Origin of the sequence: Pseudomonas sp. 14P_5.3_Bac1, assembly GCF_025466135.1 — a bacterium.
Lineage (GTDB): Bacteria > Pseudomonadota > Gammaproteobacteria > Pseudomonadales > Pseudomonadaceae > Aquipseudomonas.
This window is the reverse complement of record NZ_JANLOF010000002.1, coordinates 1-26,308: the sequence shown is the minus strand read 5'-3', so window position 1 is coordinate 26,308 and position 26,308 is coordinate 1. Positions and strand designations below refer to the sequence as shown.

At 60.1% G+C, this 26,308-nt stretch carries 21 protein-coding genes; 13 read left to right on the top strand and 8 right to left on the bottom strand.

From position 1 onward, the window contains the following. Positions 1-116 precede the first annotated feature (116 nt). From tig to NTD89_RS00375, 6 genes are all read left to right on the top strand, one after another. Entirely contained in the window at positions 117-1,427 is a 1,311-nt protein-coding gene (tig, locus tag NTD89_RS00400; RefSeq protein WP_106578847.1) for a trigger factor, read from the top strand. A gap of 91 nt (positions 1,428-1,518) precedes the next feature. After that, positions 1,519-2,154 carry an ATP-dependent Clp endopeptidase proteolytic subunit ClpP gene (gene clpP / locus NTD89_RS00395; RefSeq protein ID WP_083357884.1) on the top strand — a complete coding sequence of 212 codons (636 nt, stop codon included), beginning with the start codon at positions 1,519-1,521 and terminating at the stop codon, positions 2,152-2,154. 112 nt (positions 2,155-2,266) lie between these two features. Beyond that, complete coding sequence (gene clpX, locus NTD89_RS00390) at positions 2,267-3,550, top strand: ATP-dependent Clp protease ATP-binding subunit ClpX (RefSeq protein WP_017136464.1); 1,284 nt, start codon at positions 2,267-2,269, stop codon at positions 3,548-3,550. A gap of 189 nt (positions 3,551-3,739) precedes the next feature. Continuing rightward, positions 3,740-6,136 (top strand): endopeptidase La, encoded by a 2,397-nt coding sequence (gene lon / locus NTD89_RS00385; protein WP_119739770.1) that lies wholly within the window; start codon positions 3,740-3,742, stop codon positions 6,134-6,136. Between the two features lie 148 nt (positions 6,137-6,284). Continuing rightward, complete coding sequence (locus NTD89_RS00380; RefSeq protein WP_003174819.1) at positions 6,285-6,557, top strand: HU family DNA-binding protein; 273 nt, start codon at positions 6,285-6,287, stop codon at positions 6,555-6,557. Positions 6,558-6,789: 232 nt separating this feature from the next. Beyond that, complete coding sequence (locus tag NTD89_RS00375) at positions 6,790-8,664, top strand: SurA N-terminal domain-containing protein (protein ID WP_145163929.1); 1,875 nt, start codon at positions 6,790-6,792, stop codon at positions 8,662-8,664. Positions 8,665-8,712: 48 nt separating this feature from the next. Here the strand turns inward: NTD89_RS00375 and NTD89_RS00370 are convergent, their stop codons facing one another. Further along, positions 8,713-9,891: an MFS transporter gene (locus tag NTD89_RS00370; RefSeq protein ID WP_262206049.1), complete on the bottom strand. Its 1,179-nt coding sequence runs from the start codon at positions 9,889-9,891 to the stop codon at positions 8,713-8,715. 118 nt (positions 9,892-10,009) lie between these two features. Here NTD89_RS00370 and NTD89_RS00365 point away from each other — a divergent pair, with 118 nt between their 5' ends. Then, complete coding sequence (locus NTD89_RS00365) at positions 10,010-10,909, top strand: LysR family transcriptional regulator (protein WP_145163933.1); 900 nt, start codon at positions 10,010-10,012, stop codon at positions 10,907-10,909. A gap of 89 nt (positions 10,910-10,998) precedes the next feature. Continuing rightward, on the top strand, positions 10,999-11,805 hold the full coding sequence (locus tag NTD89_RS00360) for a DUF2242 domain-containing protein (RefSeq protein WP_262206047.1): 807 nt from the start codon (positions 10,999-11,001) through the stop codon (positions 11,803-11,805). Between the two features lies 1 nt (position 11,806). Here the strand turns inward: NTD89_RS00360 and aceE are convergent, their stop codons facing one another. Continuing rightward, positions 11,807-14,467: a pyruvate dehydrogenase (acetyl-transferring), homodimeric type gene (aceE, locus tag NTD89_RS00355; protein ID WP_262206045.1), complete on the bottom strand. Its 2,661-nt coding sequence runs from the start codon at positions 14,465-14,467 to the stop codon at positions 11,807-11,809. Positions 14,468-14,612: 145 nt separating this feature from the next. Between aceE and NTD89_RS00350 the strand changes: the two genes are divergently transcribed. Next, entirely contained in the window at positions 14,613-15,083 is a 471-nt protein-coding gene (locus NTD89_RS00350; RefSeq protein WP_262206044.1) for a MarR family winged helix-turn-helix transcriptional regulator, read from the top strand. A gap of 66 nt (positions 15,084-15,149) precedes the next feature. On the opposite strand, the gene NTD89_RS00345 is transcribed toward NTD89_RS00350, so the two are convergent. The 3 genes from NTD89_RS00345 to NTD89_RS00335 form a co-directional block, all read right to left on the bottom strand. Next, positions 15,150-16,151 carry a transketolase-like TK C-terminal-containing protein gene (locus NTD89_RS00345; RefSeq protein WP_262206042.1) on the bottom strand — a complete coding sequence of 334 codons (1,002 nt, stop codon included), beginning with the start codon at positions 16,149-16,151 and terminating at the stop codon, positions 15,150-15,152. A 326-nt stretch (positions 16,152-16,477) separates the two neighbouring features. After that, positions 16,478-17,512 carry an AraC family transcriptional regulator gene (locus NTD89_RS00340; protein WP_262206041.1) on the bottom strand — a complete coding sequence of 345 codons (1,035 nt, stop codon included), beginning with the start codon at positions 17,510-17,512 and terminating at the stop codon, positions 16,478-16,480. A 4-nt stretch (positions 17,513-17,516) separates the two neighbouring features. Beyond that, complete coding sequence (locus NTD89_RS00335) at positions 17,517-18,647, bottom strand: carbon-nitrogen hydrolase family protein (RefSeq protein WP_145163943.1); 1,131 nt, start codon at positions 18,645-18,647, stop codon at positions 17,517-17,519. 212 nt (positions 18,648-18,859) lie between these two features. On the opposite strand from NTD89_RS00335, the gene NTD89_RS00330 reads away from it, so the two are divergent. After that, the gene (locus NTD89_RS00330; RefSeq protein WP_262206040.1) at positions 18,860-20,899 is read left to right on the top strand and encodes an NADPH-dependent 2,4-dienoyl-CoA reductase; all 2,040 of its coding nucleotides are present in this window, start codon (positions 18,860-18,862) and stop codon (positions 20,897-20,899) included. 57 nt (positions 20,900-20,956) lie between these two features. Further along, positions 20,957-21,844, top strand: a complete 888-nt coding sequence (locus NTD89_RS00325; protein ID WP_262206039.1) for a 1-aminocyclopropane-1-carboxylate deaminase/D-cysteine desulfhydrase — start codon at positions 20,957-20,959, stop codon at positions 21,842-21,844. Between the two features lie 4 nt (positions 21,845-21,848). On the opposite strand, the gene NTD89_RS00320 is transcribed toward NTD89_RS00325, so the two are convergent. The 3 genes from NTD89_RS00320 to NTD89_RS00310 form a co-directional block, all read right to left on the bottom strand. Then, positions 21,849-22,409: a cytochrome b gene (locus NTD89_RS00320; RefSeq protein ID WP_242199336.1), complete on the bottom strand. Its 561-nt coding sequence runs from the start codon at positions 22,407-22,409 to the stop codon at positions 21,849-21,851. A 113-nt stretch (positions 22,410-22,522) separates the two neighbouring features. Continuing rightward, positions 22,523-23,350, bottom strand: coding sequence for a phosphonoacetaldehyde hydrolase (gene phnX / locus NTD89_RS00315; RefSeq protein ID WP_262206038.1), 828 nt, complete (start codon positions 23,348-23,350; stop codon positions 22,523-22,525). 28 nt (positions 23,351-23,378) lie between these two features. Continuing rightward, positions 23,379-24,488: a 2-aminoethylphosphonate--pyruvate transaminase gene (locus tag NTD89_RS00310; RefSeq protein WP_262206037.1), complete on the bottom strand. Its 1,110-nt coding sequence runs from the start codon at positions 24,486-24,488 to the stop codon at positions 23,379-23,381. 113 nt (positions 24,489-24,601) lie between these two features. Between NTD89_RS00310 and NTD89_RS00305 the strand changes: the two genes are divergently transcribed. Both NTD89_RS00305 and NTD89_RS00300 read left to right on the top strand, forming a co-directional pair. Further along, positions 24,602-25,459: a LysR substrate-binding domain-containing protein gene (locus NTD89_RS00305; protein WP_145163954.1), complete on the top strand. Its 858-nt coding sequence runs from the start codon at positions 24,602-24,604 to the stop codon at positions 25,457-25,459. Positions 25,460-25,558: 99 nt separating this feature from the next. After that, positions 25,559-26,266 carry a YebC/PmpR family DNA-binding transcriptional regulator gene (locus NTD89_RS00300; RefSeq protein ID WP_090402660.1) on the top strand — a complete coding sequence of 236 codons (708 nt, stop codon included), beginning with the start codon at positions 25,559-25,561 and terminating at the stop codon, positions 26,264-26,266. The last annotated feature ends 42 nt before the right edge of the window (positions 26,267-26,308 follow it).

The window sequence follows — 26,308 nt, the reverse complement described above, 5'->3', positions numbered from 1 at the left end:
CTGTTTTTCTACCCGTTTTCAGTAGGGTGACTTCTTGAGTTTGACCCACTAGAATGCATGCCCTTGATTCTGGGGTCGGAAACGGCCGGCTAACGTCTGTGCAACGAGGAATATCCATGCAAGTTTCTGTTGAAAATACTACTGCTATCGAGCGCCGCCTGAGCATCACCGTGCCGGCAGAGCGTATTGAGACTGCGGTCAACAAGCGTCTGCAGCAGACTGCCCAAAAGGCCAAGATCGCTGGTTTCCGTCCAGGCAAAGTGCCAATGAGCGAAATCAAGCGTCGTTTTGGCGCCGATGCGCGTCAGGAAGCTGTAGGTGACGTGATCCAGGCTTCGTTCTACGAAGCTGTTGTCGAGCACAAGCTGAACCCGGCTGGCTCGCCTTCGATCGAACCTAAATCCCTGGAAGCCGGCAAAGACCTGGAATACGTTGCCGTATTCGAAGTGTTCCCGGAGTTCACCGTTGCCGGTTTCGAAGACATCGCCGTAGAGCGTCTGAGCGCTGAAGTGGCCGATGCCGACCTGGACAACATGCTGGAAATCCTGCGCAAGCAGAACACCCGTTTCGAAGCGGTCGATCGCGCTGCTCAGAACGAAGACCAGTTGAACATCGATTTCGTTGGCAAGGTTGACGGCGAAGTATTCGCTGGCGGCTCCGCCAAGGGCACTCAGCTGGTGCTGGGTTCCAACCGCATGATCCCTGGCTTCGAAGACGGCCTGGTTGGCGCCAAAGCTGGCGAAGAGCGCGTTCTGAACCTGACGTTCCCTGCTGACTACCAGAACCTGGATCTGGCCGGCAAAGCCGCCGAGTTCACCGTGACCGTCAACAGTGTTTCCGAGCCTAAGCTGCCTGAGCTGAACGAAGAGTTCTTCGCTCAATTCGGTATCAAGGAAACCGGTATCGACGGCTTCCGCACCGAAGTTCGCAAGAACATGGAGCGTGAGCTGCGTCAGGCCATCAAGTCCAAGGTCAAGAACCAGGTCATGGACGGTCTGCTGGCCGCCAACCCGATCGAAGTGCCTAAGGCTCTGCTGTCCAACGAAGTGGATCGCCTGCGCGTTCAAGCGGTTCAGCAGTTCGGTGGCAACATCAAGCCTGACCAACTGCCGGCCGAGCTGTTCGAAGAGCAAGCCAAGCGCCGCGTTGTGCTGGGTCTGGTCGTGGCTGAAGTGGTCAAGCAATTCGACCTCAAGCCTGACGAAGATCGCGTTCGCGAAATGATCCAGGAAATGGCTTCCGCTTACCAGGAGCCAGAGCAGGTCGTGGCTTGGTACTACAAGAACGACCAGCAGCTGAACGAAGTACGTTCAGTTGTGCTGGAAGAACAAGTTGTGGATACTGTTCTGCAGAAGGCTAAGGTGACCGACAAAGCGGTCTCTTACGAAGAAGCAGTCAAACCGGCGGAAGCAGCACAAGCCGACTGATTGTCCAACTCGTTCGAAATACAACCATAAGCCAGCCTCGCGCTGGCTTATGCGTTTTCAAGACATGACTATTTGGGAGTAACTGCAGAGCATGTTCCGTAATTCCTATATTCAGCAGAACTCTGATATCCAGGCCGCTGGCGGCCTGGTCCCGATGGTTGTCGAGCAATCTGCTCGTGGCGAACGCGCCTATGACATCTACTCGCGCCTGCTCAAGGAACGAGTGATCTTTCTGGTCGGCCCTGTAGAGGACTACATGGCCAATCTGATCTGCGCGCAACTGCTGTTCCTTGAAGCGGAAAACCCGGACAAGGACATCCATCTTTACATCAACTCCCCGGGCGGTTCGGTGACGGCGGGTATGTCGATCTACGACACCATGCAGTTCATCAAGCCAAACGTGTCGACGACCTGCATCGGTCAGGCCTGCAGCATGGGCGCGTTCCTGCTCACCGCGGGTGCCGAGGGCAAGCGTTACTGCCTGCCTAACTCGCGCGTGATGATTCACCAGCCGCTGGGCGGCTTCCAGGGCCAGGCGTCGGACATCGAAATTCACGCCAAGGAAATCCTGTTTATTCGTGAGCGCCTCAACACGTTGATGGCCAAGCACAGCGGGCACACCCTGGAAGAAATCGAGCGTGACACCAATCGCGACAACTTCATGAGCGCGGAAGCTGCACGCGCCTATGGGTTGATCGACGCAGTGATCGAAAAGCGCCCCGCTTAATATAAGCACCTCAAAATAGGGCTGGTCGGCATGTCCGACCACCGGCGGGCTTGAAAAAGCCCGCATAAGCCTTCATCTTGTGTTGCAAGCCTATCGGATTTGGATCGAACTAATGACTGACACCCGCAACGGCGAGGACAACGGCAAGCTGCTCTATTGCTCCTTCTGCGGCAAAAGCCAGCATGAAGTACGCAAATTGATTGCCGGCCCCTCGGTGTTTATCTGCGACGAGTGCGTCGACCTGTGCAATGACATCATCCGCGAGGAGGTGCAGGAAGCTCAGGCCGAAAGCAGCGCGCATAAATTGCCTTCGCCTAAAGAAATCAGCGGCATCCTTGATCAGTATGTGATTGGTCAAGAGCGTGCAAAGAAGGTTCTGGCCGTAGCGGTGTACAACCACTACAAGCGCTTGAACCAGCGTGACAAGAAAGGTGACGAAGTCGAACTCGGCAAGAGCAACATCTTGCTGATCGGCCCTACAGGCTCGGGTAAAACCTTGCTTGCAGAAACCCTCGCTCGCCTGTTGAACGTTCCGTTCACCATCGCCGACGCCACCACCCTCACCGAGGCTGGCTACGTGGGTGAGGACGTCGAGAACATCATTCAGAAACTGCTGCAGAAGTGCGACTACGACGTAGAGAAGGCCCAGATGGGTATTGTCTACATCGACGAAATCGACAAGATTTCGCGCAAGTCCGACAACCCGTCGATCACCCGCGATGTTTCCGGTGAAGGCGTGCAGCAGGCCCTGTTGAAACTGATCGAAGGCACGGTTGCTTCCGTTCCGCCTCAAGGTGGTCGCAAGCACCCACAGCAGGAATTCCTTCAGGTTGATACGCGCAACATCCTGTTCATCTGTGGCGGTGCGTTTTCCGGTCTGGAAAAGGTTATTCAGCAACGTTCCACGCGTGGCGGCATCGGTTTCGGTGCGGAAGTGCGTAGCAAGGAAGAAGGCAAGAAGGTGGGCGAGTCCCTGCGTGAAGTCGAGCCTGACGATCTGGTCAAGTTCGGTCTGATCCCGGAATTCGTTGGCCGTCTGCCGGTCCTGGCCACGTTGGACGAGCTGGATGAGGCTGCTTTGATTCAGATCCTCACCGAGCCGAAAAACGCCCTGACCAAGCAATACGCCAAGCTGTTCGAAATGGAAGGTGTAGACCTCGAGTTCCGTACCGACGCACTCAAATCAGTGGCCAAGCGGGCACTGGAGCGCAAGACCGGTGCACGTGGTTTGCGCTCGATTCTCGAAGGCGTTTTGCTCGACACCATGTACGAAATCCCCTCGCAGTCCGAGGTGAGTAAAGTGGTGATCGACGAAAGCGTTATCGAAGGCAAATCCAAGCCACTGTATATCTACGAAAACAGTGAGCCGGCTGCCAAGGCTGCACCAGACGCTTAAGCGTTTTGCAGTTGCAGTACAAGCAAGGGGCCTTTCGGGGCCCCTTCTTTTTTGGGGCTGTTTTTTGCAGCAGTTTTTTTAATTCGCGTTTATTCATGCGTTTAACTGCTGGCATTGAGCTTGTTTTTTTTGCATGCAGCCCCCATCTTGTTTTCAAGCTTACTTTTCAACTGTCATAGAGGCGAAATCATGAAGACAACCATCGAATTGCCTCTCCTGCCGTTGCGTGATGTCGTCGTCTATCCGCACATGGTTATCCCGCTGTTCGTGGGGCGCGAGAAGTCTATCGAAGCCCTCGAGGCCGCGATGACGGGCGACAAGCAGATCCTGCTGTTGGCCCAGAAAAATCCTGCTGATGATGATCCAGGCGAAGACGCCCTGTATCGCGTCGGTACCGTTGCTACCGTCCTGCAATTGCTCAAGCTGCCCGATGGCACCGTCAAGGTGCTGGTGGAAGGTGAGCAACGTGGTGCGGTCGAGCGTTTCATGGAGGTGGACGGCCACCTGCGCGCCGAAGTGGCGCTGATCGACGAAGTCGAAGCCCCTGAGCGCGAATCCGAAGTGTTTGTGCGCAGCCTGCTCTCGCAGTTCGAGCAGTATGTGCAGTTGGGCAAAAAAGTCCCGGCTGAAGTCCTGTCCTCGCTCAACAGCATTGATGAGCCAAGCCGCCTGGTCGATACCATGGCCGCGCACATGGCGCTGAAAATCGAGCAGAAGCAAGACATCCTCGAAATTATCGACTTGCCGGCTCGTGTCGAGCACGTACTGGCGCTGCTGGATGGCGAGATCGACCTGCTGCAGGTTGAAAAACGCATCCGCGGTCGCGTGAAAAAACAAATGGAGCGCAGCCAGCGCGAGTACTACCTGAATGAGCAGATGAAGGCCATTCAGAAAGAACTCGGCGACAGCGAGGACGGCCACAATGAAATCGAAGAGCTGAAAAAGCGCATCGATGCTGCCGGCCTGCCAAAAGACGCGCTGACCAAGGCCACTGCTGAGCTGAACAAGCTCAAGCAAATGTCGCCGATGTCTGCCGAAGCCACCGTGGTGCGTTCCTACATCGACTGGCTGGTGCAGGTGCCGTGGAAGGCTCAGACCAAAGTGCGTCTGGACTTGGCGCGCGCTGAAGACATCCTCGACGCCGACCACTACGGCCTCGAAGAAGTCAAAGAACGCATCCTCGAATACCTCGCCGTGCAAAAGCGCGTGAAGAAAATTCGTGGTCCGGTGTTGTGCCTGGTGGGGCCTCCGGGGGTCGGTAAAACGTCCCTGGCTGAGTCTATCGCCAACGCCACCAACCGCAAATTCGTGCGCATGGCCCTCGGTGGTGTGCGTGATGAAGCGGAAATTCGTGGCCATCGCCGTACTTACATCGGTTCGATGCCAGGAAGATTGATTCAAAAGATGACAAAGGTGGGCGTGCGCAACCCGCTGTTCCTGCTCGATGAAATCGACAAAATGGGCAGCGACATGCGCGGCGATCCAGCCTCTGCATTGCTCGAAGTGCTCGACCCCGAGCAGAACCACAATTTCAACGACCATTACCTGGAGGTTGACTACGACCTGTCCGATGTAATGTTCCTGTGCACCTCTAACTCCATGAATATTCCGCCAGCGCTGCTGGACCGGATGGAGGTGATTCGTCTGCCGGGTTACACCGAAGACGAGAAGATCAACATCGCCGTCAAATACCTCGCGCCTAAACAGATTTCAGCCAACGGCTTGAAAAAAGGCGAGATCGAGTTTGAGGTCGAAGCGATTCGCGACATCGTGCGTTATTACACGCGCGAGGCGGGTGTACGGGGCCTTGAGCGCCAGATTGCGAAGATTTGCCGCAAGGCGGTCAAAGAACACGCACTGGAAAAACGCTTCTCTGTGAAGGTTGTCGCCGACTCCCTTGAACACTTCCTGGGCGTGAAGAAATTCCGTTACGGCCTGGCCGAGCAGCAAGACCAGGTAGGGCAGGTGACCGGCCTGGCGTGGACTCAGGTGGGTGGCGAATTGCTGACCATCGAAGCCGCTGTGATTCCGGGCAAAGGCCAGTTGATCAAGACCGGTTCGCTGGGTGATGTGATGGTCGAATCCATCACTGCCGCACAGACCGTGGTGCGCAGCCGCGCCAAGAGCCTGGGGATTCCCCTGGACTTCCACGAGAAGCACGACACCCACATCCATATGCCGGAAGGGGCGACGCCTAAAGACGGTCCTAGCGCTGGCGTAGGCATGTGCACGGCATTGGTATCGGCGTTGACCGGCATACCTGTGCGAGCCGATGTGGCAATGACAGGGGAAATTACCCTGCGTGGTCAGGTATTGGCCATTGGTGGTCTGAAAGAGAAATTGCTCGCTGCACACCGCGGTGGTATCAAGACGGTGATCATTCCTGAAGAGAATGTTCGCGACTTGAAGGAAATTCCGGACAACATCAAGCAGGATCTTCAGATTAAACCGGTTAAATGGATTGACGAGGTCCTGCAAATTGCGCTGCAATACGCGCCGGAGCCCTTGCCGGATGTGGCTCCGGAGATAGTCTCGAAGGATGAAAAACGCGAGTCTGATTCCAAGGAAAGAATTAGCACGCATTAATGCGATTAAGCCGGGTGGCTTCCTTGACAGCTTTTTAGAGCCCTTGTTATAAAGCGGCTCTTAAGTGTCTGTAGGCCATTCAGCACTGGTTTTTGCTTTCACCAAAAAACTTAGAATCATACTCAATAGATATATAAGGGGACTTAGAGTGAACAAGTCGGAACTGATTGATGCTATCGCCGCATCCGCTGATATCCCGAAAGCTGCTGCTGGCCGTGCGCTGGACGCAGTAATCGAATCCGTCACTGGCGCTCTGAAGGCCGGCGACTCTGTAGTACTGGTAGGCTTCGGTACTTTCTCTGTGACCGACCGCCCAGCTCGCACTGGCCGTAACCCACAGACTGGCAAAGCACTGCAAATCGCTGCTGCCAAGAAACCAGGTTTCAAAGCCGGTAAAGCCCTGAAAGAAGCCGTTAACTAAGCTTCGCTCAAGCCTTACCTACCCGGGTCAGACGCAGGTCTGGCCTGGCAGCGGAGCGGCAGCTGACCCAAGTATCCATCGGGTCGCCAGGGCCTGGGGTGTTGGTTCAAACCCCCGTCCGCTCCGCCAGTTACGAGAAGGCGCATCCTCGGATGCGCCTTTCTTCTATCCGGACTCTACCCACGCTCCACGGTTGCCTAATTTTTGAAGATCAACCGTTTCTGGGGGACGCATGCTGCAAAATATCAGGGACAATTCACAAGGCTGGATTGCCAAGACCATTATCGGGATCATCGTCGCATTGATGGCGTTCACCGGTATCGAGGCCATTTTCCAGGCTTCGACCAACAACAAGCAGGACGTGGCCAAGGTCAACGGTGAAGAGATCACCCAAACCGAATTGAGCCAGGCCGTCGACATGCAACGTCGCCAGCTGATGCAACAGCTGGGCAAGGATTTCGATGCTTCCCTGCTGGACGAAAAACTGCTGCGCGATGCGGCCCTCAAGGGTCTGATCGATCGCAAACTGCTGCTGCAAGGTGCTGCCGATTCCAAGTTCGGCTTCTCTGAAGCGGCGCTTGACCAAGTGATCCTGCAGACGCCGGAATTCCAGGTGGACGGCCAGTTCAACGCCGAACGCTTTGACCAGGTGATCCGTCAACTGGGCTACAGCCGTCTGCAATTCCGTCAGATGCTGACCCAGGAAATGCTGATCGGCCAGGTTCGCGCAGGTCTTGCCGGCAGCGGCTTTGTCACGGACGCTGAAGTGCTGGCTTTCGCCCGTCTGGAAAAACAGACCCGCGACTTCGCCACCGTCAACATCAAGGCCGACCCTACGGCGGTGAAGCTCACCGACGATGAGGTCAAGGCTTACTACGACCAGCACGCCAAAGAGTTCATGACCCCGGATCAGGTGGTTATCGACTATCTGGAATTGAAGAAGTCTTCGTTCTTCGACCAGGTCACTGTCAAGGACGATGAGCTGCAGGCTGCCTATCAGAAAGAAACCGCCAACCTCGCTGAACAGCGTCGTGCCGCGCACATCCTGATTGAAGTCAACGACAAGACAACCGACGCGCAAGCCAAGGCCAAGATCGAAGAAATCCAGGCACGCCTGGCCAAGGGTGAGAAGTTCGACGCCCTGGCCAAGGAGTTCTCCCAGGACCCAGGTTCGGCCGCCAATGGCGGTGACCTCGGCTTCGCGGGCCCTGGCGTCTACGATCCGGACTTCGAAACTGCCCTGTACGCCTTGAACAAGGACCAGGTGTCAGCGCCGGTACGCACCACCTTCGGTTGGCACCTGATCAAGCTGTTGGGCGTTGAAGCACCGCAAGTGCCGTCGTTCGCCAGCCTGAAAGACAAGCTGACGCGCGAGCTCAAAACTCAGCAGGTTGAGCAACGTTTTGTCGAGGCCACCAAGCAATTGGAAGATGCGGCATTCGAAGCCTCCGACCTGGCTCAGCCGGCGTCTGACCTGAAGCTCACCGTGCACACCTCGGCGCCGTTTGGCCGTGAAGGTGGCGAAGGTGTTGCCGCCAACCGTGCGGTGGTCACTGCTGCATTCAGCCCGGAAGTGCTGGATGAAGGTGCCAACAGCACCGCCATTGAGCTGGACCCGGAAACCATCATTGTGCTGCGGGCCAAAGAGCATCTGAAGCCTACGCAATTGCCACTGGAAAGCGTCTCTGCCGCTATCCGTGCGCAGATGACCAAGGAGCGCGCCAGCGCGGCTGCCAAGGCTCATGCTGACGAGTTGATCGCCAGCCTGCGTGATGGCAAAACTGCGCTGAACCAGCCGATCGACGGCCAGGCCTGGAAAGTCACTGAAGCGGCTACCCGTAGCCAGGAAGCGATCGACCCGGCCGTGCTGCAAGCCCTGTTCCGCATGCCCAAGCCTGCGAGCAAGGACAAGCCGACCTTCACTACCGTGACCCTGGCGGACGGTAGCCTGGTGATCGTGCGCTTGAACGGCGTCAACGAAGCCGCTGCGCCTACGGACGAAGAAAAGGCGCAATACCGCCGCTTCCTCGCTTCCCGTATTGGCCAGCAAGACTTTGCTGCCTACCGCAAGCAGTTGGAAACCAAGGCTGACATCAAGAAATTCTGATGTCGGTTTGAAGTAAAAAGCCCCCGCTCTGAAAGGACCGGGGGCTTTTTATTGGCTGCTCTTCAGGCTGGCGATCACAGCCAATAGCATCAGCAGCACAACCGCCCACGCAAAGGCGCCGACGCCCCAGCCTTGAAGTAATACACCACCGACCAACCCGCCGCCGGCAATCCCAAGGTTCCACACAGTGACCAGCATCGACTGCGCTGCATCCGCCGATGCACCGGCCGCCTTGGCCAGTGCGGTTTGCAGCAACGCTGGCAGGCCGCCGAACGCCAGACCCCATAACGCCACGGCGCCGTAGACAACCACTGGCGACTCGATCCAGAACGCCAGCGCCAGGGCGATCAAGCCAAACAGCGCACAGCTGGTCACGAGCAACACCCGCAACCATCGATCAATCAGTACGCCCGCCAGCCAGATGCTTAGCAGCGCGGCAAGGCCAAATACCAGCAGCACACGATCAATCTCGGCGGCGATTCCGGCAGGCCCCAGCAGGGGCGCCACGTAGGTATAGAGAATGTTGTGGGCCAGCACGTAGGTAAAGGTCACCCACAGCACCGGACGAATGCCTGGCAAATTCAGGACTTGGCGCAGCCCCAGCCGTTTTCCCGCAGGTTCGCCTGCAAAATCCGGCAGCTGCCAGCGCGCCCAAATCAGCAGCAACAGCGTCAGCCCGGTCATGATTGCGAAACTCAAGCGCCAGCCAACGGCGGTGCCCAGGAACGTGCCCGCCGGCACACCCAGAGACAAAGCCAGGGGAGCGCCGAGCATCGCCACGGCAATCGCCCGCCCTTGCAGGTGCGGCGCAACCATGCGGCTGGCATATCCCGCCAGCAGCGCCCAGAGCAGCCCGGCGAAAACACCGGCGAAGAAACGTGCCACCAGGGTCACCCCGTAATGGCTGGAAAACGCTGTCACGCTGTTGACCAGGGCAAAGCCGCCGATCGCAATCAGCAGCAATGGCCGTCGGCGCCAGCCTCGGGTCAGCAGCGTGAGAGGAATGGCTGCGAGCAATGAGCCGAGGGCATACAGGGTGACCAACTGGCCCACCAGTGCCGGCGAGACGCCCAGGCCGTCGCTCATCTGCGGCAAGAGCCCGGCGGGCATTGCCTCGGTGAGAATGGTGATAAACCCGGCCGAAGCCAACGCCAGCAAGCCACCCAGTGGCAGGGCCTGACGTTGGTTGGCGGGGGCCGAATCGGTTATTGCAGGGCTGTTGCTCATCGCACGCTATCCATGAAAAAAAGGCCAGGAAGCAGGGTAGGGGGCTGTGAGCTGCGGAAAAACAGGCTAAGGTTCCGAACTTATCGGACACCTACGTCCGCAATTGGTAGGTAAGCCCATGGACAGCCTGAGCAGTCTCTCGGTATTCGTGCATGTCGCGGAAACCCGCAGCTTCACCGCCGCTGGCCGCGTACTTGGCGTGTCTTCCTCGGCGGTGGGCAAAAGCATCGCACGCACCGAGGAGCGCCTGGGTGTGCGCCTGTTTCACCGCAGTACGCGCAGCATCACCTTGACCAGCGAGGGGGCGTTGTTTCTCGAGCGTTCGCGACGGATTCTCGCCGAAGTCGAGGCCGCGGAGCAGGAGCTGACCGAGGCCACCCTCACGCCGCGCGGCAAGTTGCGGATCAGCGTGCCGCAGGTGCGTGGGCTGTTGATGCCGGTGCTCAGCGATTTCATGCGTGCGTACCCGGACATCGAACTGGATGTGGATTTTTCCGACCGCATGGTGGATGTGATCGAAGAAGGCTTCGACGCGGTGATTCGTACAGGTAGGCCGGAAGATTCGCGCTTGATGGCGCGTCATCTGGGGCACTACCGTCTGGTGCTGGTGGGGACGCCAGCCTATTTCGAGCAACATGGCACCCCGCAGCAGCCCCGGGACTTGAGCGGCCACGCTTGCCTGCGCCACAAATTCTGCGCCACCGGCAAATTGGAACCATGGCCATTGCGTCCTGTGCCAGGCGCTGCAGAACCTGTTTTGCGCACACCGTTGGTCAGCACGACCATTGAATCGCTCAACCATGTGGTGCACGAAGGCTTGGGCATCGCTTGCCTGCCGGATTACATGGTCAGGGACGCGGTGCAGCAAGGGCATTTGCAGCGGGTGCTGGATGACTTTCTCGAGCACCGCGGCAGCTTCTGGATGTTATGGCCAGCAAGTCGCCATGCTTCAGCCAAACTGCGTGTGTTTATCGACCATATGGGCGCCGGGCTTTTTCCTGCAGGCACCGTCCTGTAGGCCTGTGACGTTTTACCGACAGGAATGCGCGCGCCAGGACCCCGTTCTGTTGCACAATACCGCCCGGACTGTTTTCCTCAGGATTTTCGATGTCGACATCATTTCACTTGCGTAGCCTCGGGTTGGCGCTGGTGCTGGCGGGCGCCGCGGGCTGCTCGTCACCCAAGACCGCTATTTATGAACATGAGAATTTCGACGACTCCGGTACATTCTCCCGTGATTACCCGGTCAGCGATGTGGCGGCCTGCGAAGCGGCGCGGCGTGCCCTGCTGAGCCAGGGCTACATCATCACCAGCAGCGATCCGAAGCTGGTCGTGGGTAACAAGAGCTTTCAGCAGACCGGCGAGACGCACCTGCAGATCAGCTTCAACGTGGTGTGTGCCGATGACGGCAAAGGCAATAACCACTCGACGATGTTTGCCAACGCCTTGCAGGATCGCTATGCGCTGAAGAAGGTCAACAACTCCGCAAGCCTCGGTGTGGGTGTGTTGGGCTCGGTGTCGATGCCGATCGGCTCCACCGATGACTCGATGGTCAAGGTGGCAAGCGAGACGGTCTCGGCGCCCAAGTTCTACGACCGTTATTTCGCGCTGGTGGATGTATTCCTGCCGCAGGAAGTGAAGAAGGCCGAGCATATTCCCGAGAAGCCCAAGGCTGACCTCGGTGTGCCGGAACCCAAGGCGGCGCCGGTAGCCGAGAAGGTCGAGGCACCGAAGGAAGAACCGGCAGCGCCAGCTGCTTCGCAAACGGTGACGCCGCCTGCCGAGACGGCACCGATTGCACCCAAGGAAGAGGCAGCCCCAACCCCGGCAAGCGAGCCGGCACCGACGCCGACCAATCCGAGCCTGCCGGCGCCAACAGAGGCGATTCCGCCGCTGCCCACGCCTGCGCAGTAACTCAGACCGCTACGGGATCCGCCTTGTCGACGTTGATCCCGTAGCGCCTGATGGCCTGAGTGATGGTGTCCCGGCCGATCACGCCGTCATCGGCCAGAGCCTTCAAGGCCGCCAGCACGATAAAGTGCCGGTCCACTTCGAAAAACTCACGCAAGGTTTCGCGGGTGTCCGATTGCCCGAACCCATCGGTGCCCAGCGCTACAAAGCGACGGCCGTGGACGAAGGGGCGAACCTGATCGGCGAATAATTTCATGTAGTCCGTGGCCACTACCACCGGCCCGGCTTGCCCGGCGAGGCATTCCTCAACGTAACTCGCGCGTGGCTCGCTTTCCGGGTGCAGCAGGTTCCAGCGCTGCGCCGCGTGCCCGTCACGGCGCAGCTCGGTCAGGCTGGTGACGCTCCACACGGTGCTGTGTACGGCGAAGTCTTTTTCGAGCAAATCGGCCGCGGCGATCACTTCGCGCAAAATTGACCCGCTGCCCATCAATTGCACCTGCGCTTGCGGGTGGCTGCTCAGTTGATACATGCCCTTGAGAATCCCGTGCTCCACGCCATCGGGCATGGCCGGGTGTGGGTAGTTCTCGTTGAGCAGGGTGATGTAGTAGTAAATGTCCTCTTGCTCGACGTACATGCGCCGCATACCTTCGCGAATGATCACCGCCAGCTCGTAGGCAAACGTCGGGTCATACGACACGCAGCACGGGATCACCGACGACAGGATATGGCTGTGGCCGTCGTCATGCTGCAAGCCTTCGCCCATCAACGTGGTGCGCCCCGCCGTGGCCCCCAGCAGGAACCCGCGCGCCCGCGCATCGCCCGCCGCCCAGGCCAGGTCGCCGACGCGCTGGAAGCCGAACATCGAATAGAAAATGTAGAACGGCACGGTCATCAGGCCGTGGTTGCTGTAGGACGTACTGGCCGCGATCCACGAGGAAATGGCGCCGGATTCGTTCAGGCCTTCCTGCATGATTTGTCCGTCCTTGCTCTCCTTGTAGTAGCTCAGTTGCCCGGCATCCTGTGGGGTATAAAGCTGACCCACCGCTGAATGAATGCCGATCTGACGGAACAGGCTTTCCATGCCGAAGGTGCGCGATTCATCCGGCACGATTGGCACGATCAGCTTGCCCAGGTGCGGGTCCTTGAGCAGCGTGCCAAGGATACGCACAAAGGCCATGGTGGTGGAAATGGCGCGCTCGCCCGTGTCTTTGAGTTGGGTCGCAAATGCGCTCAGTTCGGGGATTTGCAATGACTCGATGGCACTGTGGCGCGCGGGCACATAGCCGCCCAAGGCCTGACGACGCGCGGCGAAATAGCGGGCTTCTTCGCTGTCGGCAGCGGGCTTGAGGTAGGGGATGTCGTCGAGCTGGTCATCCGCCACTTCCAGGCCGAAGCGGTCGCGGAAGGCTTTTACCGCCTCGGCGCCCATTTTCTTCAGCTGGTGGTTGATGTTCTGGCCTTCTCCGGCTTCACCCATGCCGAAGCCCTTGACGGTTTTGGCCAGGATCACCGTCGGTTGGCCCTGGTGGCGCACGGCGGCTGCATAGGCGTTGTAGACCTTGTCCGGGTCGTGGCCACCGCGTGAGAGTTTCCAGATTTCGTCGTCGGACATGTCCGCAACCAGTGCCAGCAACTCGGGGTATTTACCGAAGAAATGCTCGCGCACATAGGCACCGTTCTGCGATTTGTAATTCTGATAATCGCCGTCCACGCATTCCATCATGCGCTGGCGCAGCAGGCCGCTCTGATCCTTTTCCAGCAGCGCGTCCCAGCCACCGCCCCAGATTACCTTGATCACATTCCAACCGGCGGCGCGGTACAGGCTTTCGAATTCCTGAATCACTTTGGCATTGCCGCGCACTGGGCCATCCAGGCGTTGCAGGTTGCAGTTGACCACGAAGATCAGGTTGTCGAGTTTCTCGCGGCCGGCGAGGGAGATGGCGGCGAGGGATTCCGGCTGGTCCATTTCGCCATCGCCGAGGAAGGCCCAAACCTTGCGACCCTGGTATTGCTTGAGGTTGCGAAATTCCAGGTAACGCATGAATCGCGCCTGGTAAGCCGCAGTGATCGGCCCCAGCCCCATGGACACCGTGGGGAATTGCCAGAAGTCCGGCATCAAGCGCGGGTGCGGGTAGGACGATAAACCTTCGCCACCGGCCTCACGGCGGAAGTTGTCCAACTGCGCTTCGCTGATGCGCCCCTCCAGATACGCGCGGCCATAGATGCCAGGAGAGGAGTGGCCCTGGATGTACACCAGATCGCCATCGAACGTGTCGGTACGCCCACGGAAGAAGTGGTCAAAGCCTACGTCGTACAGCACAGCAGCTGACGCATAAGTCGCGATATGCCCACCCACACCGGAATGTTTGCCCGCGCGCAACACCATGGCCATGGCGTTCCAGCGGATAAACGCATTGGTGCGACGCTCGATGGCCAGGTTGCCGGGGTAGGGCAACTGGCGGTCGACGGGAATGGTGTTGACGTAGGGCGTGGTCACCCGCCCGTAGAAGTCACCATGGCGCGCTACGTCGAAATCCAGCAACTGATCTATCAGGTAATGGGCGCGCGGGCGGCCTTCGGTGGACAGCACCGATTCGATGGACTCCAGCCACTCGCGGGTTTCCTGTGGATCGTCGTCCAGCCTTACAGCGTTATTGGGGGTCATGTGAAGCTCCAGGGTAGGCGGATTTGAAGCAGCGAACTCCTTGTGGGAGTGGCGCCAATGTAGTTGCAATTGCAACGACATGCCTGAATCTAGCGCGGGATGAGCTACTATTGCAACCTTCTTGAAATTCCCCGGATGGTGTTGCATGTCGTCGAATGAGCCTGATGTATGGTTCCGTTTTGTCAGGGCCCACAGGACGGTCATCCGTGAAATCGAGCGTCGGCTGGCTGAGGCGGGCCTGCCGCCGTACGCCTGGTATGACGCGCTGTGGGGCCTGGAAAGCGGCCCCGAGGGCACTCGCCGTATGCACGAACTGGCCGATGTGCTGGCAATCGAGCGCTACAACCTGACGCGCCTGGTGGACCGTCTGGAGAAGGACGGCCTGGTGGTGCGTTCGCGTTCAGACGGCGACGGCCGAGCGGCGTTTGCCTCGATCACCGACGCGGGTCGGGTGTTGCGCAAAAAAATGTGGACGATCTACGAAGGCACCGTTGACGAGTTGTTCCTGTCGCAAATCGAGCCGGAGCAGCGCCAGTTGTTTGCCGACACCCTGGAGCGTACGGCGGGGTTGGCAGTGGAGGCGGGTGTGCAAACCCGTAACCGACGCAAGACCTGAGACACGGTGCAGATCCAATGTGGAAGCGGGCTTGCCCGCTCCCACATTTTTTATCGCGTTTCCCATTCATTTAAGTGGATAGCGTTTCATCGCTATTTCCACCTGTTGTGCGTCAATACGCCCTTCATCCGCCAACGCCCTCAACGCACACACCACGATCCAGAAACGACTCGGCGCAGCGGCCTGCACCGAGCCTGCGCCCAAGGCCACAAAACGCGCGTCAACATACGGCGCCAACTGATCGACAATCGGCTGCGGATAACCGGTGACGGCGATGACCGGCGTGGTATCCCCGGCCAGGCTTTCACGCAAGTGACAGCTCTGCTGGGGCGCCATGGGGTGCAGCCGATTCCAGCGCGCAGCGGCCGCAGCCTCGCGGGCCAGTCGCGTGTAGCTGGGGCAGCTCCACAGCTGCGCCGTGATGCTCCAGTCCTGTTCAAGCAACCGTGCAGCATGAGCGACTTCCACCAGCGCCCGACCTGCACCGAGCAACCGCACATCCCCTTGGCGACGTTGGATCGGGTACATGCCCTTGAGCGCATCTTCACGGTCTTGCGCATCCAACGTCACGGCGGTCTCTTGGTCATGCAGCGCCAGGTAATAAAAGCCCGGCTTGCCGTCCACATACAGCGCGCGTAAACCCGCCAGCACAATCGCGCGGGCTTCCTCACCCGAGGCCGGATCATACGGTGTGCAACGCGGGTGGTTTGCCAGCCACAGCGGCAGGGAGGGTTGCGCGCCCTTGGGCCAGGGCGAAGGCTGGTTCTCGATGTCGTTGCACAGGATGCCGCGCTGCGCGGTCTCATCCGACAACGCACACAGCTGCGCCGACGACGCTGCGCTGTGCAGGTACAGCAGTGGTTTTTCGCCGGTATTACGCGCGAACCAGCTGGGCCAGCTACCCACACGCCGGCTGCGTGACTGGCCGCGAATCACCCAGGCGTGCCGGCTGAATTCCAGGGTATTGGCCATGGTCATCACCGTGTGCAGCGGCGAACTGCGCGATGATTCGGCGGCGTTCAGTGCGTCAATACACAGCTGCGCGGCGTTAGCGGTAGAGGCGGTCATGGGTTGAAGCTCCGGGCAACAGAGGTTCGTACCCTAATGGAAATATGGTTGCATTTGCAATGATTGCAATCGCATGTCAAATGTCGAGCGCTAAATCAACCCAGCGCTGCTACGTTTAATCAGGATGTGCAGGAACGTCATGGCGCAGACATTTTTTCGTCATCACGGCACTTTAGGCTGGCTGTACGGGTCATTTATTGGCAGCCGCTTTAAACCCACAAGGAGTCCATCATGGACGATTACCAAGAAGAACTGCTGGAGTACCACGCGTTTGAATTGGATCCGCTGGATCCGGTCGATGACGCCACCGAGCTGTAATACCGACTTCAGGCGGAATGCCGCTGACTGCGGCGAAATTCCCCTGGAGTCTGGTTGTTCCATCGCCTGAACGCTCGTTGAAAGGCTTGGGCTGAAGCAAAACCGAGCAAGTAGGCGATTTCGCCGAACGCCAATTCCGTGTCACGAATGTAGGTCATGGCCAGATCGCGACGGGTGTCGTTGAGAATCGCGCGAAACTGTGTGCCTTCTTCGGCCAGTTTGCGGCGCAGGGTCCAGGTGGGCAGCTTCAAGCGTGCCGCCACTTCTTCCAGGTCGGGTTCCCGGCCGCCATTGAGCATCGGCCCCAGCAAACGGGTAATGCGCTCGCGCAGGCTGCGGGTGCGCGTCAACTGCTCCAGCTCTGCTTCACACAACTTCAACAACAGCTGCCAGGTACTCGGGCAATGCTGCGGGTTGCGCATCGCCAGGGTTTGCTGGCTCAGGCGCAGTTGATTGGCGTCGGCGCCAAATTGCACCGGGCCGTCACCCAGCACGGCGTACTGGTCACAATAGGGGGGCGCTTCAAATTCGATGTCGATGCGCTGCGCCTGCACCGGTTGTTGGGCCAGGCTGGACAATTGCTGCAGCCAGCCGGCGATGATCGAATCCACCACAAAGCGGTTGTAGGCGTTGTAGGGGCTGATGGAATAGAACCGCAGCCACGCCCCTTCGGCATCTTCGTGAAAACTCGACTGCCCGCGATAGTTGGAGCCGTACAGCGCCTCGAACCGGGTCAATGTGCGCGCGGCTTCACGCACGTTGGGCGCTTGCGCGGCGGTGACGCCTGCCAGGCCCGCCTGACTCAAGCGGCTGAGCTGGCCCATGCGCAAGCCCAGGCCCGGGTCGCCGGTCAGTTGGATGGCCGCATGGCCCAGGCGCATGTAACGCGGGATCGACAGACGCGCACCGGCTTCGGCGAGGCGCGCGGCGTCCAGGCCGTATTGCAGCAGCAGCGGTTGCGGGTCCAGGCCGTGGCTTTGAATGGCGTCCGCCAGGGTGTGCACGAAGCCCACCGACAGATCCCCGAGGCGCACCGGCTTCAAGGCGCTACAACCAGATATTCAGCAGGCGTGCGCCACGGGCGCCGCTGTCGGCGTTGACTCGCCCGTTGCTGCTGAGAAAGCTGTGCCCGGCAGTGCCCAAGTCCCAGAACTGCCCACGCAGGAACACGCTCATGCCGGCGCTTGCCTGGCTGATCGGCTGTTGGCTGATCAGGGTCAGACGGTGCCAGGCTTCGCCTTCGCTGAGCTCCTCGGGCTTGAGGCTGATTTCGGGTGGCGTCGACACACTTTTAAACCCGCGCCATGGGCGATCCCATGTGTCGCGGCCAGTCACAAATGCCGGCACGGCGACCAACTGCGCGCCTTGCTCGTTGAGTTTGCGGTAGTTGTCCGGGTACCAGCTGTCGCTGCCGATCAGGATGCCCAGGCGCCCGGCCGGGGTGTCGACCACGTTGACGATATTTTCATCGCCCGGTTGGATAAAACCGCGCTCATCGTAGATGGGGTAGAACTGGCGCTGTGGCTGGCCCACTGGCAAACCGTCGGCACCGAACACCAGGCTGGCGTTGTACAGCGGACCATGGCCGACATGCAGTTGGCCTTGTTCGACACTCGGGTTGGGCAGGGTGATGGAGCCGGCCACCAGCGTGACGCCAAACTCTTTGGCCAGGCCGCCGAACAACACTTGATAGTCGCGCGCCATGGCGGAGGCTTTCATACGCAGGTAGGCGTCATCCATGCGGTTATCGCCGGTGGCGCTGATCCATGCGCGCGCAAACTGCAGAGGGTTGCTGGCCGACAGCCAGTTCATCGCGTCTTTTAAATGGACCGCCTGGTACAACTCGTTTTTTTCGCCGCTGAGCATCAGCCAGGTGCCGATATGTTCGGGCAGGACCACGATGGTCTTTTGATTGATCAGCCCCTGATCACGGGCCTTTTGCAGGTACGCCGCGAGCTTCAGGTGCAGGCGCTCCAGGCTCTGGTAATCGGCGGGGAACAACTCCGGCTGAATGCCCAGCAAGTTGCCACGATCGGCAGGCTCGCCTTCATTGACGGCCAGGGAAATGCGCAGGTCCGACAGGTAATGCGCCACAGGGCGCTCCTGGGTCCAGACCAGATACGCGGCGACGGCGGCAACCAGGGCCATGACGAGGGTGAACGCTAGAAGTTTACGCATGGGGCAACAGACAACAGACCGTGTGCAGGGTTCGCCGACTAGGGTAGGGCTCAGGCACCTGCTTGCCAAGGGGCGCTGTGCATTTGGATCAATAACTTGTCAGTTTCAGTCATTGAGCGGCAGTCCATCGCCTCTTAGTCTGTGGGACATAAACCGATGGCAGGCCATTCGAGCCTGCCACGTCCCGTGATGATCCGTTGTGGAGCTGTACCATGACCGCTGCTGCCTACCCGCACCTGCTGGCCCCGTTGGACCTGGGTTTTACCACCTTGCGCAATCGCACCCTGATGGGCTCGATGCACACAGGCCTTGAAGAAAAGCCAGGTGGTTTCGAGCGCATGGCCGCCTACTTTGCCGAGCGCGCCCGTGGCGGTGTCGGCCTGATGGTCACCGGCGGGATTGGCCCGAACGACGAGGGCGGCGTGTATGCCGGTGCGGCCAAGCTGACCACTGACGAGGAAGCGCAGAAGCACAAAATCGTGACCCAGGCCGTGCACGAAGCGGGCGGCAAGATCTGCATGCAGATCCTTCACGCCGGGCGGTATGCCTACAGCCCCAAGCAAGTCGCACCGAGCGCGATCCAGGCGCCGATCAACCCGTTCAAGCCCAGGGAACTGGACGAAGAAGGCATCGAAAAGCAGATCCAGGATTTCGTCACTTGCTCGCTGCTGGCCCAGGTCGCCGAATACGACGGCGTGGAAATTATGGGTTCCGAAGGCTACTTCATTAACCAGTTCCTGGCCGCCCACACCAACCATCGCACCGACCGTTGGGGTGGCAGCTACGAAAACCGCATGCGCCTGGCGGTGGACATCGTGCGCCGCGTGCGTGAAGCCGTGGGCCCGAACTTCATTATTATCTTCCGCCTGTCGATGCTCGACCTGGTCGAAGGCGGCAGCAGCTGGGAAGAAATCGTGCAGCTGGCCAAGGCCATCGAGCAGGCGGGTGCGACCCTTATCAACACCGGTATCGGCTGGCACGAAGCGCGTATCCCGACCATCGCCACCAAAGTGCCGCGTGGCGCGTTCAGCAAAGTCACCGCCAAGCTGCGCGGTGCGGTGCAGATTCCGCTGATCACCACCAACCGCATCAATACGCCGGACATTGCCGAGCAGATCCTCGCCGAAGGCGATGCCGACATGGTCTCGATGGCGCGGCCATTCCTGGCCGACCCGGAGTTCGTCAACAAGGCGGCGGCCGGCCGCGCCGATGAAATCAACACCTGCATCGGCTGCAATCAGGCCTGCCTGGACCATACCTTTGGCGGCAAGCTGACCACCTGCCTGGTCAACCCGCGCGCCTGCTACGAAACCGAGCTGAACTACCTGCCGGTCAAGCAGATCAAGAAAATCGCCGTGGTCGGCGCCGGTCCTGCAGGCCTGGCAGCGGCTACCGTGACGGCGGAGCGCGGCCATCAAGTGACCTTGTTCGATTCCGCCAGCGAAATCGGCGGCCAGTTCAATATCGCCAAGCGCGTGCCGGGCAAAGAGGAGTTCTTTGAAACCCTGCGCTACTTCAAGCGCAAATTGCAGACCACCCATGTCGAGGTGTGCCTCAACACCCGTGTGGATGTCGCGCAACTGGCGGCGGGCGGGTATGACGAGATTATCCTCGCCACCGGCATTGCGCCGCGCACCCCGGCCATCCCGGGTATCGACAACGCCAAGGTGCTGAGTTACCTGGACGTGATTCTTGAGCGCAAGCCGGTGGGCAAGCGCGTGGCGGTGATCGGCGCTGGCGGGATCGGCTTTGACGTCTCTGAATTTCTGGTGCACGCCGGCGTGTCCACCAGCCTGGATCGCGAAGCGTTCTGGAAAGAGTGGGGCATCGACACGCAGCTGCAAGCCCGTGGTGGCGTGGCCGGCATCAAGCCGGCGCCGCATGCACCGGCGCGTGAAGTGTTCCTGCTGCAACGCAAAACCTCCAAGGTCGGCGACGGCCTGGGCAAGACTACCGGCTGGATCCACCGCACAGGCCTGAAGAACAAACAGGTGCAGATGCTCAACAGCGTCGAATACCTGAGCATCGATGACCAGGGTCTGCATATCCGCATCGGCGCCGAAGGCGAGCCGCAGCTGCTGGCGGTGGACAACATCGTCATCTGCGCCGGGCAAGACCCGCTGCGCGAGCTGCAGGACGGCCTGGTCGCCGCAGGCCAGAACGTGCACCTGATCGGCGGCGCCGACGTGGCGGCCGAGCTGGATGCCAAGAGCGCCATCAACCAGGGCTCGCGCCTCGCTGCCGAGCTGTAAGACGGAAAAAGGGGCGGTGTTAGACTACCGCCCCTTTTTCTATTCAGATGCCTCCCGATGGGCCCTTTCGACTGGCTTCCCCACGCGCCCCTTGAACTGTTGCAGCTGGATTGGCTGAACGGCGTCGAGCTGGCCGTGCTGCGTCTGGATCGCATCGACCCGCTGATCAGCGGCAACAAGTGGTTCAAGCTCACCCAGCACCTGGCCGATGCCCAGTCGGCCGGAGCCCGCGGAGTCATCAGCCTCGGCGGCGCGCACTCCAACCACCTGCACGCGCTGGCGGCGGCCGGCAAACGCTTCGGTTTCCCGACCGTAGGCCTGTTGCGCGGCCATCCGCAAGACACACCCACTGTGCTCGACCTGAAAGCCTTCGGCATGCAGCTGCATTGGCTCGGTTACGGCGGCTATCGCGTGCGGCATGCGGCGGATTTCTGGTTGCCGTGGCACGCACAATACCCGCAACTTTACCCCGTGCCGGAAGGCGGCGGTGGAATCGCCGGTGCCTTGGGCTGCGCGGTATTGGTCGATCAAGTGCGCGCGCAATTGAACGCCCTGGGCTGGGCCGACTACGACGCGTGGTGGTTGGCGGCGGGCACCGGTACGACGCTGGCCGGGTTGACGTTGGCCGAGGCGGGCGCGCGCACGGTCTATGGCGCAATGGCGGTGCCGGACGACCACGGCGTCGCTCAAAACGTGCAGGCTATCGTGCAGCAAGGGTATGAATTAGTGGACGCAAGCCGAGGCGGTTTCGCCAAGGTCGATCCGTTATTGCTTGAATTCATGCACGCCACGGAACAGGCCAGTGGTGTGCCGCTGGAGCCGCTTTACACCGCCAAGGCCTTGTTGGCGCTCAAGCAGCAGATCGAGGCCGGGCGTTTTCCTCCCGGCACTCGTCTGATCTTCGTGCATACCGGCGGCCTGCAAGGTCGCCGTGGGTTTGCGTAGAGGCTTAGCCGCCGGTTTTGACTCGACCGGGCATCATCCGCAGCGCCGTGTTGTCGCGCAGGATGTAGTGGTGAATGATCCCGGCCAATGCATGCAGCCCGATCAGCCAGTAGCCGACCTTGCCGAACAGCACATGCCAGTGCTCAATCTCTTTGGCCAGAGCCTTGTTTTCAGCGATCAACGGCGGCAGCTCAATGCCATAGAACATCACCGAATGCCCCTCGGCACTGACAATCAGCCAGCCGGCGATCGGCATGCCGATCATCAACGCATACAGCGCAACGTGCATCAGCGTGGCCAACAGGCTTTGCCATTGCGGGGGTGCCGGCACGATTTTCGGCGCAACGCCCAGGCTGCGCGCGAACAGGCGCAGCCACACCAGCACGAACACGGTGAGGCCAAACATAAAGTGCATTTCGACGATCAACGTACGCGCGCCACTGCCTTTGGGAAACTGGCCGCGTAACTCTATGCAGGCGTAAACCACCGCCAGTAGCACCACCATCAACCAGTGCAGCGCAATCGACATGGTGCTGTAGCGTGTATCGGAGTTTTTCCACGGCATCGCTGTGTTCCTCACTCATCAGGGCAAACCTCCGTTCTTGGTGACGGAGTCCTTTAACTGTATGCCGGTTTTGAGCGCTTTGCCTGGCGTAAATGCCGTTGTTTTGACCTCAATCAGTGGCTTTGCGGCATTTCACCGCGCGCCAGGCGCTGATTGATATCGGTGATCACTGCAGGCAGGTCGTTGATAGTGTCGATCAGGTAGTGCGGGCGCGAGCCTTCAAAGAGTTTCTCGATGCGTTTGCGCTCGCTGTTCAGGGTGGCGGCGTCCAGGTTACGAAATTGCTCGTAGGTCAGGCCCAGCGCATTGCCCGAGCAGGTGAGAGCGACGGTCCACATGCCCGCACGGCGGCCTTCGAGAATGCCCGGCACGGTGTCGTCGACCTTCACGCAAGCCGCCACATCATCGATGCCCAGCGCGATCACGTTGGCCAGTGCCTGGGCCGGCCATGGGCGGCCGTTGGGGACTTCGTCGGTGGCGACCACGTGATCGGCGAAGTAGCCATTGGTGGCGGCCAGGGCGACGACCTTGTCCATCACTTGCTTGGGGTAGCCGGAGCAGGAACCGATCTTGATGCCTTGCACACGCAGCCGGGCAATGGTGTCGAGGGCGCCGGGAATCAGCGCCGAGTGTTCGGCTATCTTCTCGATCTGCAATGGCATGAAGCGCTGGTAGATGGCGGTCACGTCATCATCCGTCGGCGTACGGCCGAACGCCTTGCGGTAACGCTCGGCCACCTGCGGCTGGTCGCAAAGGGTGCGGATATGGTCCCACTTGCCCATGCCCATCGGGCCACGGGCCTCTTCGATGGAGACTTGCACGTCGAATTCGGCGAAGGCTTCGACAAAGATTTGCGTGGGGGCGAACGAGCCGAAATCGACCACGGTGCCGGCCCAGTCGAGGATAACGGCCTGGAGGGTGTTGGGGTTTTGATAGTTCATGGTTCAAATCCTGTGGGTAATGGGGCAATCAGACGTCCAGCACTTCCATTTCTTGCAGCACCTGCGCGATCGCCTTGACCGCTGCGCGCATGCCGGCCGCGTCGACGTGGCCGATGCAGCCCACGCGGAAGGTTTCCACTTGAGTCAATTTGCCGGGGTAAAGGATGAAACCCTTGGCCTTGACCCGCTCGTAGAAGTCCTTGAACTGGTAACGCGGGTCCTTTGGCGCATGAAAGGTGACGATGATCGGCGCCTGGATCGCTGCCGGCAGGAAGCTGCGCAGCCCCAGTTCGGCCATGCCGTCCAGCAGCGCCTGACAGTTGCGTGCGTAGCGTTGGTGACGCGCAGGCAGGCCGCCCTCTTCGTGGTATTGCAGCAGCGCTTCGTGCAGGGCGGCGACCACGTGCGTTGGCGGGGTGAATCGCCATTGCCCGGTCTTGGCCATGTAGCGGTGCTGGTCGAACAGGTCCATCGCCAGGGAGTGGCAGTTGCCTTGGGCGGCGGCCAGCGACTGTTTGTTGGCAAACACAAAGCCCATGCCCGGCACGCCTTCCAGGCATTTGCCCGAGGCGGCGATCAGCGCGTCGAACGGCACTTCGCGAGCGTCAATTGGCAACGCACCGAAGGAACTCATGGCGTCGATGATCAAGCGCTTGCCGTGGCTTTTCACCACCTCGGCGATCTGCGGCAGCGGGTTGAGAATGCCGGTGCTGGTCTCGCAGTGGATCAGCGCCACGTGGGTAATGGCCGGGTCGGCGAGCAGCAGACGGTCCACATCGGCCGCAGTGGTCGGTTCATCCTCGGCGGTTTCAAAGGTGCTGAAATCGCGGCCGAGCACTTCGCAGATCTTCGCCAGGCGCTTGCCGTAGGCGCCGTTGATCAACACCAGCACCTTGCCATTGCGCGGCACCAGAGTGCCGATGGCGGCTTCGACGGCAAAGGTGCCGCTGCCTTGCAGGGGCACGCAGTGGTGGCTGTCGGCAGCGTTGAGAATCGCCAGCAACTGCTCGCAGACGCTGGCGGTGAGTTGGTTGAATCGCTGGTCCCATGAACCCCAATCCACCAGCATGGCCTGACGCGTACGCACGGACGTGGTCAGGGGGCCGGGTGTGAGCAGAATGGGCGCGGCGGTGGTCATCTCAAGTCCTCGCAAGTCTCGGGGGGTTGAATCTACGGCGCCTAAATTGCAGTTTGGCTTGTTATCAATCAAATTGTTTGTTGTTATGCGAGCTATCAGTGAGGCCGATAGCTATGAACTTGTTCCAACTGCGTGCATTCGATGCCGTAGCCCGCGAGGGCAGTTTCACCCGGGCGGCGGCGCGGCTGTTCATCAGCCAGCCGGCGGTGACCGGGCACATCAAGGCTCTGGAGGAGCACTATCAGATCCCGTTGTTACGGCGCACGGCGCGGCGGGTGGAGTTGACCGAGGAGGGCACGCGCCTGGCGGCGATCACCCGCGCGATCTTCGGCCTGGTGGACGAGGCCCAGACCCTGCTGGAAGCCAACCGTCAGTTGCTCACCGGGCGCCTGGAGGTGGCGGCCGACGGCCCGCATCTGGTGATGCCGATGATCGCCAGGTTACGTGCGCGCTACCCGGGCATTACCGTCAACCTGCGCTTGGGCAATGCTCAGGAAACCCTGGCGGCGCTGTTGTCCGAGCATGCGGATGTGGCGGTGCTCACCGAGGTGGAACCGCGCAATGGCCTGCACCTGCAAGCCCTGAACGAATCGCGCATCTGCGCCTTGGTGCCGGCAGGGCATCCGTGGCTGGCCGACCCGGCGGGCATTCGCCTTGAGCAATTGCATGAAGTGATCATGGTGCTTCGCGAGCCCGGCTCGATTACCCGGCGCACCTTCGACAGCGCGTGCGCCAGCGCCGCTGTGCAGCCCAAAGTCTTGCTCGAACTGGACAGCCGTGAGGCGGTGACCGAAGCCGTCGCCGCTGAACTGGGCGTGGGGGTGGTGTCGTCAATGGAGGTCAGCCGCGATCCGCGCGTGCATGCCATTCCCTTGCAGGGCGACGGGCTGGTCAACCGGCACATGCTCGGTTGCATGCAGCGACGCCGCTCACTGCGCCTGATCCAGGCGTTTTTCGAGTTGGCGTGTTGACGGTTTTTTGCTGGAACGAATTTTTTTTGCCCTATAAACTCTGCCCCCAAAGCGCCGGCCAGTAGACGTCTCGGCGCGATGGACAGAAGAGAGTGAGTCATGGGCGCACAGTGGAAAGTCAAACATAAAGAAGCGGCATCCAATGCCAAGGGCAAGATCTTCGGCAAGCTGGTGAAGGAAATCACCATCGCCGCCCGCAACGGAGCCGACACCGCGACCAACGCCCACCTGCGTCTGGTGGTTGAGCAAGCCAAAAAGGCTTCGATGCCCAAGGAAACCCTGGAGCGTGCGATCAAGAAAGGCGCCGGCCTGCTGGGTGAAACCGTGCAGTACCACCGCGTGACCTACGAAGGGTTCGCCCCGCACCAGGTGCCGCTGATCGTCGAGTGCGTGACCGATAACATCAACCGCACCGTGGCGGAAATCCGCGTGGCGTTCCGCAAAGGTCAGTTGGGTGCTTCGGGCTCTGTGGCCTGGGACTTCAACCACGTCGGCCTGATCGAAGCGTCGCCGGACACGCCGGACGCTGATCCGGAAATGGCGGCTATCGAAGCCGGCGCCCAGGACTTTGAAGACGGCGAAGAAGAGGGCACCACCCTGTTCATCACCGAAACCACCGACCTGGATGCCGTGCAGAAGGCCCTGCCAGAGCAGGGTTTCACGGTGTTGTCGGCCAAGCTGGGCTACATCTCGAAGAACCCGGTGAGTGGTTTGACCGATGAGCAAATGGCCGAAGTCGAAGCCTTCCTGGAAGGCCTGGACAACCATGACGACGTGCAGGATATGTTCGTCGGCCTGGCTGGCTGATTTATCGCTGAATAGAACGCGGTAAAAAATGTGGGAGCGGGC